This window comes from Flavobacterium sp. GQ95, assembly GCF_059758655.1.
Genome location: NZ_JCAXEB010000007.1, coordinates 177,291 through 193,744, shown reverse-complemented (window position 1 = coordinate 193,744; position 16,454 = coordinate 177,291). Strand labels below are relative to the sequence as shown.

12 protein-coding genes are annotated in these 16,454 nt (G+C 34.9%); 3 read left to right on the top strand and 9 right to left on the bottom strand.

Annotated elements, in window-relative coordinates:
- Positions 1-47: 47 nt before the first annotated feature.
- On the bottom strand, positions 48-1,082 hold the full coding sequence (locus AC6CH4_RS15005; protein WP_498104289.1) for a helix-turn-helix domain-containing protein: 1,035 nt from the start codon (positions 1,080-1,082) through the stop codon (positions 48-50).
- Between the two features lie 208 nt (positions 1,083-1,290).
- On the opposite strand from AC6CH4_RS15005, the gene AC6CH4_RS15000 reads away from it, so the two are divergent.
- Positions 1,291-1,779, top strand: coding sequence for a DNA-deoxyinosine glycosylase (locus AC6CH4_RS15000; RefSeq protein ID WP_498104287.1), 489 nt, complete (start codon positions 1,291-1,293; stop codon positions 1,777-1,779).
- A gap of 355 nt (positions 1,780-2,134) precedes the next feature.
- Positions 2,135-2,569 (top strand): DUF6526 family protein, encoded by a 435-nt coding sequence (locus AC6CH4_RS14995; RefSeq protein WP_498104285.1) that lies wholly within the window; start codon positions 2,135-2,137, stop codon positions 2,567-2,569.
- A gap of 408 nt (positions 2,570-2,977) precedes the next feature.
- Here AC6CH4_RS14995 and AC6CH4_RS14990 read toward each other — a convergent pair whose 3' ends face one another.
- Together AC6CH4_RS14990 and AC6CH4_RS14985 are read right to left on the bottom strand one after the other, a co-directional pair.
- The gene (locus tag AC6CH4_RS14990; RefSeq protein WP_498104283.1) at positions 2,978-4,399 is read right to left on the bottom strand and encodes an MATE family efflux transporter; all 1,422 of its coding nucleotides are present in this window, start codon (positions 4,397-4,399) and stop codon (positions 2,978-2,980) included.
- Between the two features lie 143 nt (positions 4,400-4,542).
- On the bottom strand, positions 4,543-5,019 hold the full coding sequence (locus AC6CH4_RS14985) for a MarR family winged helix-turn-helix transcriptional regulator (protein WP_498104281.1): 477 nt from the start codon (positions 5,017-5,019) through the stop codon (positions 4,543-4,545).
- Positions 5,020-5,189: 170 nt separating this feature from the next.
- On the opposite strand from AC6CH4_RS14985, the gene AC6CH4_RS14980 reads away from it, so the two are divergent.
- Positions 5,190-6,104 (top strand): hypothetical protein, encoded by a 915-nt coding sequence (locus AC6CH4_RS14980; RefSeq protein ID WP_498104279.1) that lies wholly within the window; start codon positions 5,190-5,192, stop codon positions 6,102-6,104.
- Between the two features lie 259 nt (positions 6,105-6,363).
- Here the strand turns inward: AC6CH4_RS14980 and AC6CH4_RS14975 are convergent, their stop codons facing one another.
- The 6 genes from AC6CH4_RS14975 to AC6CH4_RS14950 all read right to left on the bottom strand — a co-directional run bounded on the left by AC6CH4_RS14975 (position 6,364) and on the right by AC6CH4_RS14950 (position 16,044).
- Positions 6,364-8,388, bottom strand: a complete 2,025-nt coding sequence (locus AC6CH4_RS14975; protein ID WP_498104277.1) for a glycoside hydrolase family 97 protein — start codon at positions 8,386-8,388, stop codon at positions 6,364-6,366.
- Between the two features lie 25 nt (positions 8,389-8,413).
- Entirely contained in the window at positions 8,414-9,658 is a 1,245-nt protein-coding gene (locus AC6CH4_RS14970; protein WP_498104275.1) for a glycoside hydrolase family 99 protein, read from the bottom strand.
- A 199-nt stretch (positions 9,659-9,857) separates the two neighbouring features.
- Positions 9,858-11,360, bottom strand: a complete 1,503-nt coding sequence (locus AC6CH4_RS14965; RefSeq protein ID WP_498104273.1) for a RagB/SusD family nutrient uptake outer membrane protein — start codon at positions 11,358-11,360, stop codon at positions 9,858-9,860.
- Between the two features lie 24 nt (positions 11,361-11,384).
- Positions 11,385-14,405 (bottom strand): SusC/RagA family TonB-linked outer membrane protein, encoded by a 3,021-nt coding sequence (locus AC6CH4_RS14960; protein ID WP_498104271.1) that lies wholly within the window; start codon positions 14,403-14,405, stop codon positions 11,385-11,387.
- A gap of 29 nt (positions 14,406-14,434) precedes the next feature.
- On the bottom strand, positions 14,435-15,517 hold the full coding sequence (locus AC6CH4_RS14955; protein ID WP_498104269.1) for a hypothetical protein: 1,083 nt from the start codon (positions 15,515-15,517) through the stop codon (positions 14,435-14,437).
- A gap of 5 nt (positions 15,518-15,522) precedes the next feature.
- Positions 15,523-16,044, bottom strand: a complete 522-nt coding sequence (locus tag AC6CH4_RS14950; RefSeq protein ID WP_498104267.1) for a DUF5004 domain-containing protein — start codon at positions 16,042-16,044, stop codon at positions 15,523-15,525.
- Positions 16,045-16,454 lie beyond the last annotated feature (410 nt).

Genomic DNA, 16,454 nt, shown 5'->3' with positions numbered 1-16,454 from the left:
TTTTTTTTCTTAGCAACTTAGCACCTCAGAACCTTAGCATCTTTAAATTACGCAGTAATAGCCAACGGATTCAAATTAAATTTATACTCTTTAGGACTACAATTGAATTTTTGTTTGAAGATTTTTGAGAAGTAACTTCTGCTGGTAAAACCAATGCAGTATACAATTTCTGAGATATTTAAGTCAGATGTTCTAATTAACAACTCGGCTTTTAAAACTCGCATATGTGTGATATAATCATTTACAGTGCGATTGTGAATCATTTTAAAACCTTCCTGTAATTTATTTGGAGATAAACCTGATTTTTTACTTAGTGATTTAATGGTAAAAGGCTCTTCCGGAGAATTTTTTATAAATTCCGAAAGTTCTTTTATTTGTTCCATTTCTCTCAAGGTCAAACAATTTGCATCTTTTGAGAAAGCATTCAAATCATCAGTATGTTGTTGGATTTCCATTGCCAGAATAATTCTCAAAATACCTTCTTTAAGTAATTTTCTAACAATTCCGGTTTGAGAAACGGCATTTAATTGTTCAATTTTTTCAGCAATTTGAAGATTGTAAGAACCTAAATAAAAGAAATCTTCATCTTTACTATTTTCAAAAAAGGTTTCTTTTACTTTATCGCTCAAAGAATTATCCAGAGCATAAAGTTGATTATCAGCAGCCTGAGTTCCAACAATAATTAACGTGAATTTTGTATTCCTATCTTTCTCAAAAAACAAAACATTATCCTGGTTTACTTTTGAGATTGCAATGGCAGTCTGAAAGGTTTTAAACGTTCTCTCTTCGCCCAAAATACCAAAACTATGCGACAAACTTCCCTGAGAACAATACGCAAAATAAATTGGTGCCGATTCTACATTTGTAATATCAATTCGAACATCAACAGTAAAATTCATGTCGAATTGCACATACGAAATATTGTCATTAAAAGAAGCTCCAATAATAGATCCACTTGCAGTACTATTATTAATTTCTAAAGTAAATTCATCTAAATCAGACGTTACTTTTCCTCCAAAATTAGAATGTAACTGTTCAAAAATAGCATTAATTTTTTCTGTATTAATAGTAACTGTTTTCATTTTGCTTGTAATTAAAATTGAGATTCTACGATTATAGATTTCAATAAAACGAATTCTTGTAAGGAAGCAGAATTCTAAAAATCTACAATTCAAAGTTCGTCACACAATAGCCAAATGTGTTATATAATTTTTCATTTTTGTTTTATAATTCCCTATAAATGATTATTTTAACATTTACTAATTTGAATTAAAACAAAATCTTAAAAGCATGAAAAGTTTTTCATTCGCCCCAATCACTTCGCAAGACGCTAACATTTTGATTTTAGGCACAATGCCCGGAACAAAATCGTTAGAACTAAATCAATATTACGGACATAATCAGAATAATTTCTGGAAGTTTATGTTTCCTATTCTCAAAGAAGATTTCTCAAATGACTATCAAACCCGGAAAGCTCTTTTACAAAAAAACAACATTGCACTATGGGACGTACTACAATTCTGCGATCGTGTCGGAAGTTTAGACAGTGCCATAAAAAACGAAATAGCCAACGATTTCGAAACATTTTTAGAACAACATCCAAATATAAAAACCATCCTTTTCAACGGCCAAAAAGCCGCAGTCTTTTTTAAGAAATACGTCCACTTAAAAAAAGAGTATCACTTAATAACACTACCATCAACAAGCCCAGCCAACGCAGGCAAATCATTCCAATCAAAATTAGAAGAATGGGAAATAGCTGTAAGCCATAGGCTGTAGGCTATAGGCCTTACTCTTGCTTCTTGCATTGCTTCTAAAGTCTATTTTCTATACTCTATACTCTATCTTCTCAAAAAAAAAAATATTGAAATCATATAACAATATCCTCTTAAAATATAACAAGAAACTACAACAATCAATCTAATTTTACTTTAAAGAAATAAAGCCATTTGAAACTGATTACATGCAATTGAGGCTTTTTTAAAATATAGATATCACATAAGAAAACTCAAAAGGAATCTTTAGAGTTTATATATAAAGAAACATTGGTTATGTTAGTTTATTTTGAAAAAAAAGCTATTCTATTCATAGGGTAGCTTTTTCTTATTTAACCTTTAACCTAAATACAAAAACTATGAAAATTCAAACCTATTACAACCACATACGTTTTTACACTCCCCATCATTTTGTTTATTATCCCATTTTAATTATTTTTCTTATTGCCAGTATTTACTTTGCGTTCAATACAGATCAGCCATTAATTTGGTCCTTTATAAGTGTTACTTTTATATTCCTGTTTTGCCTTGCCTATATGTTACGCCAACATTACGCCTTAATTTTGCAAAACCGAATAGTCAGATTAGAACTCCGCTACCGTTATTTCACCCTAACCGGAAAAAGGCTGGAAGAATTCGAATACAAATTAACAGATGATCAAATATTTGCTCTGCGATTTGCACCAGATAACGAATTACTACCTCTTATAGAAGACACCCTAAAAAACAGTCTAACCGGCGATGCCATTAAAAAAGCCATCGTACACTGGAAAGCTGATTATAATAGAGTTTAAAAAAGTTATGAATTATGAGTTATAAGTTGACATTCCTAACTCTTAACTCATAACTCTTAACTCAATAAGGGCGTGCCACCTTTTAAGAAAAGGCCCAATCAATTTTGCGTTCATTGGGCCTTTTCTTAAAAGCTGTCGGGCTATCCATGCTACTTCGGTAGCCTACTCCTATCCCTCACGCATCCAGTTTTCAGAAGACGATTATTTATTTAGAAATTTCAAGACATTCAATAAACAAAAAGAGACGCACTGCTGTGCGCCTCTTCGATATATCTTTAAAAAATCTTAGAACCTTAGCAACTTAGAATCTCAGAACCTTTAAAAAAAACCTCTGAGCCTTTGCCCCTTTGTTCCTTTGAACCTCTCAAAAAAAACTTAGTCCCTTAGTATCTTAGCAACTTAGAATCTTTACTTAACACTTTCAAATCCCTCCTTAACAATCTCCTTCTCCACTTTATCAATAAGTTTATTTGTTTTTCCGGTTAGGCGTTCTTTTTTCCAATCGCCTTTAGCATAAATAATTAAAGTAATCAATCCCGTTACAACAGATGAAATAGGGAAAGCCCACCAGATACCAATTTTTCCCAACGAAGTATTATGCGATAAAATATAAGCCAGTGGAAACTGAATCACCCATTGCGAAACCAAAGTCAAAATCATCGGAAGCGTTGTATTTCCAACTGCTCTGAAAACTCCGGTTAAACAAAGCTGTAAACCCAAAAATCCCCAGGAAAGGCAAGTAATTCTCAACAGCTGGGTTCCGCCTTCAATAACCGCGGGATCATTCGGAACAAAAAATGCAATTAAGTAAGGCGCAAAAGCGTAGGCAATAATCCCAAGGCCGCTCAGCAAACCGAAACCTAAATAACCACCTAATTTTCCAATTTGAGCCGCACGTGCAATATTTCCCGCACCGATATTTTGACCTACTAAGGTTGCAATAGCCATAGAAAGTCCCAAAGCCGGAATCAAAATCAGCTGAATTAAATTAGAACCCGCTCCGTATGAAGCAACAGTCGTAGTACCAAAATGCACAATTAAAAAAGTAATCGCCATCATACCAATCGCACGCATTGATTGCTCAATTGACGATGGAAAACCAATTTTAAAAGCTTTTTTAATGTGTTTATAATCTGGTTTAAAGTCTTTTAGTTGCAGGTGAATGCCATGTTTTCCTCTGAACAAAATAAAAAAACCAATTACAATGGCTAAACTTTGAGTTGATAAAGTTGCCAAAGCTGCTCCCTTTACACCCATTGCCGGAATAAAATTCCACCCAAAAATAAACAACGGATCCAATGCAAAATTCAGAATCACAGTTCCCAAAACAATATAAACCGGCAAAGTCACACGCCCCACCCCACGCATAACCGACTGGAAAATCATAAAACTAAAACTAAAAACCAGGCCAATAAAAGCCACGCGCATAAAACCTAATGCATCACTATAAACTTGTGGTGTCACATTCAGTACATGTAAAAAATACGGACTCAGCAAATATCCTATAATCGATAAAACAACCGAAACGGTTATCACCATCAGTAAAGTTTGTGCTGCGACATGATTGACCATTTCCTGCTGTCCGGCACCAAAATATTGTGCAATCAAAATCGATCCTGCAATCGCAAGACCGGTTCCCAAAGCGATCGTTAAAAATATAACCGGCGTACTTACAGACACAGCCGCAACAGCATCTCCTCCCAAACGACCCACCCAAAAAGCATCAACTAATTGATAAGCTGCCTGCAAAAGATTCGCTATCATAATAGGCACAGCCAATTTTAATAATGAGGAAAGTATTGGTCCTTCTAATAATTCTTTTTTATTCATTTTTTATATTTTGATTTTTTTTTGCCACAGATTTCACAGATTTAAATGATTTTTAATTTAGTAATATGTGAAAATCTGTGGCATTATTTTTTTTACTTGCTTATTTTAAACGTTGATATGTCAACTTTTAATTCTCAAAAAAATTAAGGCTGATCTAATCTATCGGCATAACTTCTTATGGTATGCAAAGCTTCAATTCTTTCTTTTGCAGTAAAAACAGAAAGCACCTCATCTTCAGATTTTTTCATTAAAGAGCGAATGATTTTAGCTAATGCAATTCCTTCTTCCGTAAGACTAACGACATTTTTACGCTTGTCTGTTTTATCTTTTCTTACAATAAGTAGACTCTTTTTTTCTAATGCAGTAATGCTTCGTAAAATAGAAGATTTGTCTCGCATGGTCTTGTCTGAAAGCTCTCTTTGAGAAAGGTCTTTATGCTGCAAAATCATGATGAGCGGCAATTGTTCTAACTGCAATGTAATTCCAGCTTCACTCATTAAAGCATTTGTACGACGAAAAAGAGCCTTTTTAATGCGGTGTATCTGAAATAAAAAACTGTCTGCAATTTCAGTACTAAAAGCTTTACCAAATGATTCTGAATTTGTATTTGAATCTGTCATGATGCAAAATTACAAAAAAGAGTGACATGTCAACTAATTTTAACAAAACCCATAGTTAACTGACTATCAACGTAATTAATCAAATAATAAAAGCAAAAAGACGAATTGCATGATTTTTTTTGTTAACTTTAATTGTTAAAATTATCTACCAAAATTTAAAAATAAATCTTATGAAAAAATTATTTTCTTTATTGATTATTTCCCTTTTTTGGTTTTCAGCAAATGCACAGAATACTGCTGAAATCTCTACCGAGAATACTTTACCAGCCTTACAAAATGATTCTGATACACCTCAGGATTATAACCCTGAAGATTTACCCTGGCATGCAAGACGCTTTAAATTTAATGCCGGAGTTTTTTTTCCCACAAATAGTGCAAAGGTACAAGTAGGGACAAACAATGGTGACTCTGGAAGCCTGATTGATTTTGAAAAAGACTTGGGATTTAATAAAACTTCTACATCATTTGCTGGTAGTTTTGAGTGGAGAATCTCCAGAAGATCAAGACTTGGAAGTGAGTTTTTCTATCTAAAAAGAACCTCAACTAAGAAACTGGAAAGAGATATCCAATTTGGTGATAATACCTACAATATAAACACAACTATTTCTGCCTTTCAGGACAGTCAAATCGCTCGTATATATTATGGTTATGCCTTTATATCAAAGCCAAAATATGAAATTGGAGCCCTTATTGGAGCGCATGTTTTGTTTGGCGATGTTGGTTTAAAAGTTGAAGGAGAAAATGCACAAGCTGAATATAAAGATAATTTTGACTTTACCGCACCACTGCCTGACCTGGGGCTTTGGGCAGAGGTTGTTTTAGCACAAAAATGGGGGCTTTATGTAAATACGAATTATTTCGCCCTAAAAATTAACGATATCGACGGTCGAATACTAAGTTATAACATATCTGTTTTATATAATGTCTACAAAAATTTTAGTTTAACTGCCGGTTATACTGGCTTAAATATTAGAGTTGATGTCGAAAAAGAAAGACTTAACGGATTTTTTAAATGGGGCTACAACGGTCCAACTTTAACCGCTACCTACTCTTTCGGAAATCATGTTAAGCTTTATAAACATTAGAAATTCCAAATTCCAAAATTTGTTTACACCATATAAGTCATATAAGTTCATTTAATAGATTGAACTTATATGATTTTTGTAGTTTAAATGATAAGCCAATCATAACATATAACTTATATGATCTAAAATGATAAGCATTTTTCGGTTAAGTTAAAATGAACTTATATGACTTATATGGTGAAAAAACAAGCCCGATAACTTTTACAGTTATCGGGCTGATCAGTCCAAACTTAACTAAAATAAACTTCAACTAACTCAATTATTTCTGTATTGGAGAGAATTTTATAGCTGTTCCTCCGCCAGCTGCGAGTTTAATATCTAATACTGTTTTAGTATTTACTTTTTGCTTAGAAATGGTTACCGGATACGGATTCATTTTATAATTCGCTCCTGCTCCATCAGCATAAATTTCAGCTTCGTATTCTTTTCCTGCATCCAAAAATGACAATTGTACTTTAAGATCTCTGGCTTCTTTGTTGGTAATAGATCCTAAATACCAGTTTTTCTCGTCCCAGTCTTTACGGGCAATTGTGGTATATTCTCCAATTTTAGAATCTAAAACTTTTGTATACGACCAAGTACAGGGAACATCTTTTATGAATTGAAATTCCGGTTTCCCAACATAGTTCTCAGGCAAATCTGAAGCCATTTGCAATGGACTGAAAATAATGACATACAGCGCCAATTGATTCGCCAAAGTTGTTTGTACTCTTGCTCCCGATGGGGTTTTATAATCAAAATTGAAATTCCCCGGAGTATAATCAAACGGTCCTGATAACATTCTTGTAAAAGGTAAAGTTGTCAAGTGTTCCGGAGTATTTCCGCCATCAACGGACCAGGCGTTATATTCCTGCCCTCTTCCGCCTTCCTGAGACATAAAGTTCGGATACGTACGCTGAATTCCGGTTCCTTTCATTGGCTCGTGGTTGTCAATCATAATATGATATTTAGCCGCCGTTTCGATTACTTTTCGGTAATGACGTGCTCCGTACTGGCTGTCGTGCCATTCTTTTTTGTCTAAATATTTGTTGACATAACCCGTTTTAACCGAATTCACACCCATTTTCTGATACAATTTAAAGGCATCTTCCAGTTGGCTTTCATAGTTTTTAGTAGCACCTGCCGTTTCATGATGTCCTATTAACCGAACATTTTTGATGGCCGCATATTTGGTAATTTCTTCCAAATTAAAATCAGGATACGCTTTTACAAAACTAAATGCAGTTCCATCGGCTGTCCAGTCGCCGTCCCAGCCCTCGTTCCAGCCTTCTACCAGAACGCCGTCAAAATTGTTTTTCGCAGCAAAATCAATGTATTCTTTTGTATTCTTAGTTGTTGCCCCATGTTTTGGCCCTTGCCCCCAGGTGAATTTTTCCAAATGCATTCCCCACCAGATTCCAATATATTTTGATGGCGTAATCCACGAAAGATCTTCAATTTTTGACGGATCGTTCAGATTCAGCATAATGGTTGATGTAGCAACATCGCCTGGTGTTTTTCCAACCACAATAGTTCTCCAGGGTGTTTGAAAAGGCGTTTCAGCATATACTTTTACGCCATCTGCCCAAGGCACCAACTCGCTTTTGTATTGTTTGTCACTTGTTTTTAAAAGTGTCATGGAAGCAAAATCAGTCAGATTAGCTTCGTGAATCGCTACAAACAATTTCTCTTTGGTTTCAAAAGTGGCCGGAGTATTTATTGTATCCGTTTTACTAATTGGCGTTTTGCGATACGTGCTCTCATAATAACTGTTTTCACGATGCACCGGAATCCACCAAACATCATTATCAGATTTAAAAGTGAATTCTGTAACTTCATTCGAAATTTTTACTTTTCCTAAATGAGGTTGTTTTGGGAAAGAATATCTGAAACCTACTCCATCATCAAAAACCCTGAAAATAATATCAACCAAACGTTCTTCTCCTTTTGCTTCTTTCAAATGAACAATCAGTTCGTTGTGATGATCTCTCACTTTTTTGAATTCTCCCCAAGGTTGTTCCCAGGTTTCATCTGAAGTTTTTTCTTCGGTAGAAACGACTTCAAAACCTTCGGTCATTTTTTGGATTCCCTGAAACTCAAATCCCATTAATGAAGGTTCAATTACTGATTTTCCATTAGATGTAAAACTGTATTGAGGCTGACCCGAAGCTGTTAATTCAAAAACTAATTCGGTGTTTTTTCCCGGAGAGCTGACTTTGTATGTTTTTTTAGTACTGGCACTGCAGGCGTATATCAAAATCGACGCAAAAAGAATCAGACAGTATCTATATTTTATGTTTTTCATTATTTAATTGTATTAATTACAACTCTTATTTTATTTCACTAATTAATTGTTTCGCTTTTGCAGGCTGCATAGAAACAAAATAATTAAAAGCCTGGTCTAATTTTTTCTGGGCATCGGTATTACCTTTCTTTTCTACTCTTAGGTTATATAATTTACTGATATCTGTAAAAAAGGATTCGGTATTTTTTACACCGGCAAAGGCTTTCACTTTTTCTATGTAAGTATATCCAAATTCTACTGTTGGTTCGAACATGGTTCCTTCACCAAAGTCATTCCATGTGATTAATTGCAGGTAGCTTAAATTGGCATTTTTGGCTAATGCAAGCGTTTCATCAAGTGTGGCTCCATTATTATGTTCAATTGTCCAACCGATGGCGGAACCGCCACCACCTTCGGCATAAAAATCTTTAAAACCAGGATAAGCACCTCCCATGGCAACCGAAAGTTTAGGTTTTGTATTGGTATAGAAATTAGTCAAATAGGTGCTGTTTTTATATACCCAGGCATATTCACCAGAAGCATTAGCACCCGCTTCAACAGATTGATCCCAAAGGGTTAAAAAAGTTGGTTTTGTAGTCAGCGTACCAAAAACATTGGTCCATTCTGCTGGTGTTTGCAATACTATTGGCCCGAAGTTTAATAATAATGGTTTTCCATTTATTTTGATATAATTGGCATCGTCAAAATAATTTTTCTCCATATAAGCCAAATCTGTTTTTGCAGCGCTGGTTACTGAAATTGCTTTTCCGGCATTGACAACATTTGTAGTAACTCTGTCTTCGTAAACAATTGCATATTCAAGTCCCACTTTGTCCAACATGGCAATAAGTTGCTCTGTGTTTTCTTTTACCATTCTGTAATCGTTAACATCATAAGTGCCATACCAATCGATCAAAACACCATCAATTCCTGAATATTTCATCAATAATAAATGATTTTCAATCACATTTTTATCGCCTGAATGATAGGGACCAATCAGCGGATAATAATACGATGCTATTTCTCGACGGTTGTTGGCGCCTATCGTATTCGGATTTTTGTTTGCCATTGTCCAATGATATCCCCATTTTTTATCTGCACTACTTTCATTGGTTTCAAACCAGGGCATGTAATGCACATAAATTTTGGTGCTATTTGTTTTTTCAATCGCAACAGGCTGAATTGTTTCTGGTTCTGTGGGTTGATCTGAACCTTTGTCATCACTGCTGCAACCAGAAGCGACTAAAATGTTCATGATACCAAAAAACAATAATGTGATATATCTTTTCATATTGAGATACTATTTGTTTTTAAAACTATTGATGGTTATTTTTTTTTGCCACAGATTAAAGGATTAAAAATGATTTTATCTAAAGTTCAATTTAGTTTGCAAATAATCTGTGCGAATCATTTTAATCTGTGGCTAAAAAAACTATAAAATATGTCAGCCTTCCAGGACTAACCAACATGGAAGACTGACATTCAATAACCTAATACCCAGGATTCTGTACCAGGTTTTTATTTGTAGTTAAGACACTGCTTGGAATAGGGAAAATTGCTCTGTATTTTTCTGTAGTTCCTTTTTCCCACCATGACAGGAAGAATGTTCCAAAACGAATATTATCCGTTCTTCTTCTTCCTTCAAAAGTGAATTCCTTTAGCAATTCTTTATCAATAAAATTAAGATCAATTGTTGCAGGCATTTCTTCTCCGGCACGCGCTGTAATTTGCTGTATAAATGGCTTAGCCAAATCAGCAGACCCTAACCGAACGTAACATTCTGCCTGCATCATTAAAATTTCAGCATAACGAATTACTACTAAATCATGGTCACGTTCCCATTGTTCTCCTGCTTTCATTTCATATTTTCCAAGACGAACTCCCTGATTTTCTTTAGCATCAGCAACACTGTTTACTTCTTCAGTATAAGTCAAAGGTTCTCCGCTATCCATGATAATTACTGTACCTGTTGCTAAATTGATCTGATCTCCGGCAACCATACATTTCTTTCTTTTATCTGTGTCTGCAAAAGCAGAATAAACTCCTGGTTGTGCACACATACCGTTTGCACTCCACGGATAATCTCCAACTGGTGAAAGCGTTAATTTATGCAAGTAATGACAAGACATAGAGGACATATAGTTTCCTACTGTTCCTGCTTTTGAATCATACGGAATGGCAAAAATGATTTCAGGTGACTTTTGGTTTTCTGTTGCAAAATTGGCAAAGAAATCAGGTGCTAAAGTATATCCTGTTACCTTCTGACACATATTAATACAATCCTGCCAACGCGCTGTTCCTATAAAAGCCTGAGAATTTAGATATAATCTTGCTAAGAGAGAATAGGCAACATTTTTTGTGAATTTAGAATATACCACGTTTGCAGTTAAATGTGGAATAGCATCCAGCAATTCTTTCTCTACAAAATCATAAACTTGTTTGCGGGTCGAATTTGATGGCAAAGCCGTATCCTCAAAATTGGTTACGATTGGCACATTCCCGAACATATCTAAAAGATTGTAATAGTAATAGGCTCGTAACGCTTTTAATTCGGCATAAATTGGTGCTTTTGCAGCATCTGTCAATGAAGATTTATCGATTTGATAAATGATAGAATTGATCTTTGCAATTCCGGTGTAATTATAACGCCAGGCTGAAAGAATCATACGATTATCTGCTTTCCAGGTGTGTTTTTGTGCATCCTGATATTGTCCGCCATCATACCAGTTTGTTCCTCTGGTAGGAATTGTGGCTTCATCAGAAACCGTCTCGTTTAAAAAGAATACATACTCACACGTTGGATAATTATTGGAGATCGCATCTGCAAATCCTCTCAATGAAGAATATGCGCCTCCAACTAATGCATCAATTTCTTTGGGAGTATTTCCAAAATCCCCATCTTCTACCTTATCATATAATTGTTCATCCAGATTGGTACATGATATCGTAAAAAGCATGCTTATTAATAGTGCTGCTGTTATTTTGATTTTCATTTGTTCTATTTTTGAGTTAATCGCTTAATTATTAAACGTAAAATTTAATCCAACAGAAATCGTTGTTGGTCGCGGATAATTATTGTATCTGTCAATTCCAGGAGCTGCTAATCCGGTTGTATCCATTACTCCGGTTTGATTTATTCCGTCTTGAGCATTTAAGCCAATCTCAGGATCAACACCTTTATAACTTGTAATTACAAACAGATTTTCTCCCATAACATAAACTCTGAATTTTGAAGATTGCGATTTCAAAGGCAAAGTATACCCAACTGAAAGTGTCTGAAGTCTGAAGAAAGAAGCATCTTCTACCCAATAACTAGAATATTTTGGAGCTGAAGTAATACCACTATTTAAGAAATCATCCGGAACATTGTAGGCTGGTAATCTGTTAGGATCGTTCAGCATCATATTCGTAGCATTTAATGCTTTCTGACCAAACATTCCGTAACCGGAAACACCTAAATCAAAATTTCCGTACGTAAAATTCATACCGATTCCTAAAGTCAAATCTGGCTGAATATTTCCTAAATCACCTTTATCAGCATCAACTAAAACATTTTCTAAAACTTTATCGCCGGCTGCATTGTAGTACAACATTTTTCCATCGGCGTCAAGCCCCGCACTTTTGAATCCCCAGAAAGTTCCAACTGGATATCCTTCAGCAATAATTTGAGAATATTGTCCTGACATACCTGCTAATCCGTGTAAAGACCCACTGTAAATAACATCTGTTTCATAAGTTGTATTCGAAAGTTTTTCGATTTTCTGAACGTTATGGCCTAAAGTTAAATTAGCATTCCATGAAAATTTATCTCCTTTGATGATATCAGCATTCAGCGTAAGCTCAACTCCTTTGTTCGACATTTCGCCAACGTTTGCCAACATATTCCCTACTAAATAAGGAGGCTGAGGCACTTCATAAGTGTATAACAAATCTTCTGTGTTTTTTGAATAATATTCAAATGATCCTGTGATTCTGTCAAACAAAGTAAAGTCAACACCAATATTCAATTGTTTTGTAGATTCCCATTTTAAGTCAGGATTCGGGTTTTGTTTTGGAGAATAAGCCAAACTCCAGGTTTGCGTAACCGGATCGTAATAACTGTCATTTCCAACTCCTAAGATCGAAAGCGATTTGTATTCACCAATTCCGTCCTGATTACCAGTAACTCCATAACCAACTCTTAGTTTTAAATTACCTAACCAGCCTTTTGTAGAACTCATAAAATCTTCGTTAGAAATTCTCCAGGCTGCAGAAGCGGATGGAAAAGTTCCCCATTTATTATTTTCTCCAAAACGGCTTGAACCATCTCTTCTTACTGTTGCAGTAAATAAATATTTGCTATCAAAACTATAATTCGCACGAGCATAAAAAGAAACTAAATTTGATTTTCCTTTATAAGAATACACATCTCCCAAACGGTAATTATATCCAGCTCCTAAATTGTTATAACTAAAAGCATCGGTTACGAAACCACTTCTTTGCGCTCCAAAACCTTCGTAAATATTCTCTAAATACGAGTATCCGCCTAAAGCACTTACATTATGTTTTCCGAATACTTTATTGTAATTCACATAAAGTTCTCCTTGTGCATTGGTATATTCTGCATATGTTTTTTGAGCACGACCATCTTCCGTTCTTCCTTCCATAACCGCGTAACTTGGTATGTAAGTATTTCCCTGAACTGCATTATGTTCTAATGAGATATTAGCAACAGCAGTAAAATCATTTAAAAACTTAACCTCCGTTTTAAAATACCCCAAAAGCCTGTGTCTTTCATTATCAGTTGTTCTGTTGGTTAAAATTTCAACCGGATTTTCATAAATTGTTCCTCCAACTGATGTAAATTCACCATTGGCATCGTATATCGGAATAGTTGGATTTAAATTATAGGCACGCTCAAAAATTCTGTAATCCAACGGATGCCATTTATCGATATTAGCAAATAAACCCATATCAAATTTTACATCTTTATTGTCTCCAAGATATTGATATCCACTAACGTTTCCGCTTAATCTTTCTAAACCCGTCGTTTTGATAACACCTTCATTATTTAAGTACGAAAGTGACGCTCTGAAACCGCTGTCCGTTTTACCTGAATTAATACTTAATGTATGTGATTGTGAAATAGCGGTTTGTTCTATTGCTTTTTGCCAGTCTGTATTTCCGCCGTAATCAATAGCATCCTTATTTCCGGTTTGGCGCACATACCCTCTCCATTGATTGGCTGATAAAAGATCTAAATTATCGTTTACATATCCAATACTTGATAATCCGCTATAGGTAACCGAAACTCCTTTCGTACCTGATTTTGTTGTAATAATAATAACTCCGTTTGCTCCTCTTGATCCATATATGGCTGTCGCCGAAGCATCTTTCAAAACGTCTACAGATTTAATATCAGAAGGCTGAACGACATTGATATCAACACCGGCAATTCCATCTACTACAATAAGTGGACTATTGCTTGCTGTTAATGAAGTTCCTCCACGCAAACGTAAACTAGAACCCGCTGCAGGATCTCCAGAAGGACGAATAACATTTAATCCCGCAACCTTTCCCTGCAAAACCTGTTCTGTCGAAGAGATTGTTCCTTTTACTAAATCATCTGCTCTAACCGTTGAAATTGCTCCTGTTAGATCTGATTTCTTTTGAGTTCCATAACCAACAGATACAACCTGTACTTCTGCCAACTGATAACCATCGTTTTGCAGGCGAACATCTATATTAGTTTTCGTTGCCGATGTAATCTGTACTTTTTGAGTTGTTGAACCTATAAATGAAACTTCAATCGAACCTCCTACGGCTACAGACAAAGTAAATTTTCCGTCAAAATCTGTTGTGGTGGCATTTTTTGTACCAACCTCAATTACCGATGCACCCGGCAATACAGTTCCTGTATTGTCATAAACGGTACCTGATACCTGCTTTTTTTCCTGAGCAAACATTCCTGCCGAAAGAAAAAGCATGAAAATCATGAATACCACAGTTTTAGTAGTCCACATTTGATGCAGGACTATTTTTTTATTTTTACTATTCATTAGAATTGATGTTTTAATTTGATAGTGAATTATTTGTCTAAAGTTTTAAGGGGAATTGTGGTATCCGAAATCGTTTTGTCTTTATTATCTTTTACCAAAACATGAATTTCAGTTAAGCCAGGAATTCCGTTAAGCTCAGAAACCAAATTGACAAATCCTTTTATTTCGGCAGTTCCTCCGGCAAATTCACCTGAAATTACTTTACTACCCGCGTTGATCGTGTAAATTAATTTGTTTACACCCGGCTCGTTATTTTTACGAGACATTCCAAGAAAATCTTTCTGACTGATTTGCAAAGGAAAAAATCCAAATACTGGTGGCGGTGGCGGAATATATTCTCCAGCATATAAAACCTGATCCGGAATAGTTCCGGCCCAATCGTCTTTCACCATCAGGAAAACCAGATTTTCCATTACATAACCGTCTGGGGCATTGTAATAATCTTTCGGAACCAAATCCATTTTATAAAAACCATTTCCTAAATCTTTTAGTTTCGTTTTTTCAACGATATCCGGAAGCCAGGATTGGTATTCTTGTTTAATATCCCAATTGTTCAAACCACTGTGCATATGTACGCTTGTCGCGCCTGCAAATCCCGGAGCTAAGTTGGCATTAAACAAAATACTAACTCCTTTGTCGATTGTTGGTTTTGTCGGATACGCCCTGATTAACTCATTTGCTGTATAAAATGAAGAGAAATCAGTGTATGGTACATTGGCTACACCACTTTGCTTCGATCCGGTTTTATTTTTTAAACGAAACCAAAATCCTGCGCTTGCTGCAATTTCAGCTGGTGTTTTAGAAAAATAAGTAGTTGGAGTTAAAGTAAAACTCCAGATTTTATCTTTTACATGAGTAAGTTTTGCAAAATCTGATGAGTTCTCCCAATGTCCTGCATCCGGTTCAGATGGTGACCAAATCCAGATATAAAGATCTTCATTTTCAGCAAATGTAGTTTCAGAAAGATCAAAGTACCATGTTACTTTTTCATCGTATTTGTAAACTACAGGAAATGACGTTATACTGCCCACAGCCCCAGCTTCTTCCTGAGCCTGAATAAAATTGGGAGCCATCAAAAGGGCAAATAAAATTGTATATATAAACTTTTTCATAGTACTTAATTAATAGCATTTAATTTGAATACATAAGACACAAAAGGGGTTCCGTTAGAAGAATGCACTAATTGAAATTCCATTTCGTCGTTGCTTCCAGGAACTGATGTTAATCGAAGTTCATCTGTTTTTTGTGTTTTTTGAGCATCGCTGTACAGATAGATTCTTACTGCGCTGGCATTTGTCTGTTGAAAATCTGAACTTAATTTCCAATATCCTTTTGGGGCAAATAATGGAGGAACATTGCCCATAACCTCGTAACTTGTTGGCTGGTTCTTTTCGTCTACGCTGAATCTGATTTTAAAATCCTCGTAGTTAAAATACGTGCTCAAGTTTTCTTCGTTTGGCTCGATCTTATTTGCTTTCGCAGCTTCATCTACCATTTTCAAATTTGTTAATCCCCAATCTCCGTTTACTTTCTCATAAATGGTAATCGGATCAACATAGCTTCCGTCATCAATATTGTCACAGCCAATAGCAACCAGACACATAATAACAGCTAACCAATAAATACTTTTACATCTCATAAATTTGTGGTTTGTTTGTTAGTTTTTCATCCCTTAAAAGGACAAGGCGAAGCTAGATGTTAAAAAAACCTAAAAAAAAATATCTGATAAAAATCAAGATACAATTCAAATAAATTCCAACATAAAACACTAATAATCAATGTTTTAATATATTTTTAAAATTACAAAAATCAAGACGTTGTTTAGATGAAGATTAACATCTAAATAATAGTATTTATGACAATATGTAAATTAAAGTCGATATTTTTTTCACTATACATATATATCATCGCTTTTTATTGTATAATTGCAAATTATTAGACTACATTTAACATTTAGATCTTATTTTTGTTTGATGATCTAAATTTTATAGCTTTGTTATTAAGAGAATTACCAAAATCTGCAGCGCTATTTAATCATCATTTATTACC

Coding starts and splice junctions, on each gene's coding strand:
- AC6CH4_RS15005 (WP_498104289.1), bottom strand. CDS start 1,082: ATGAAAACAGTTACTATTAATACAGAAAAAATTAATGCTATTTTTGAA.
- AC6CH4_RS15000 (WP_498104287.1), top strand. CDS start 1,291: ATGAAAAGTTTTTCATTCGCCCCAATCACTTCGCAAGACGCTAACATT.
- AC6CH4_RS14995 (WP_498104285.1), top strand. CDS start 2,135: ATGAAAATTCAAACCTATTACAACCACATACGTTTTTACACTCCCCAT.
- AC6CH4_RS14990 (WP_498104283.1), bottom strand. CDS start 4,399: ATGAATAAAAAAGAATTATTAGAAGGACCAATACTTTCCTCATTATTA.
- AC6CH4_RS14985 (WP_498104281.1), bottom strand. CDS start 5,019: ATGACAGATTCAAATACAAATTCAGAATCATTTGGTAAAGCTTTTAGT.
- AC6CH4_RS14980 (WP_498104279.1), top strand. CDS start 5,190: ATGAAAAAATTATTTTCTTTATTGATTATTTCCCTTTTTTGGTTTTCA.
- AC6CH4_RS14975 (WP_498104277.1), bottom strand. CDS start 8,388: ATGAAAAACATAAAATATAGATACTGTCTGATTCTTTTTGCGTCGATT.
- AC6CH4_RS14970 (WP_498104275.1), bottom strand. CDS start 9,658: ATGAAAAGATATATCACATTATTGTTTTTTGGTATCATGAACATTTTA.
- AC6CH4_RS14965 (WP_498104273.1), bottom strand. CDS start 11,360: ATGAAAATCAAAATAACAGCAGCACTATTAATAAGCATGCTTTTTACG.
- AC6CH4_RS14960 (WP_498104271.1), bottom strand. CDS start 14,405: ATGAATAGTAAAAATAAAAAAATAGTCCTGCATCAAATGTGGACTACT.
- AC6CH4_RS14955 (WP_498104269.1), bottom strand. CDS start 15,517: ATGAAAAAGTTTATATATACAATTTTATTTGCCCTTTTGATGGCTCCC.
- AC6CH4_RS14950 (WP_498104267.1), bottom strand. CDS start 16,044: ATGAGATGTAAAAGTATTTATTGGTTAGCTGTTATTATGTGTCTGGTT.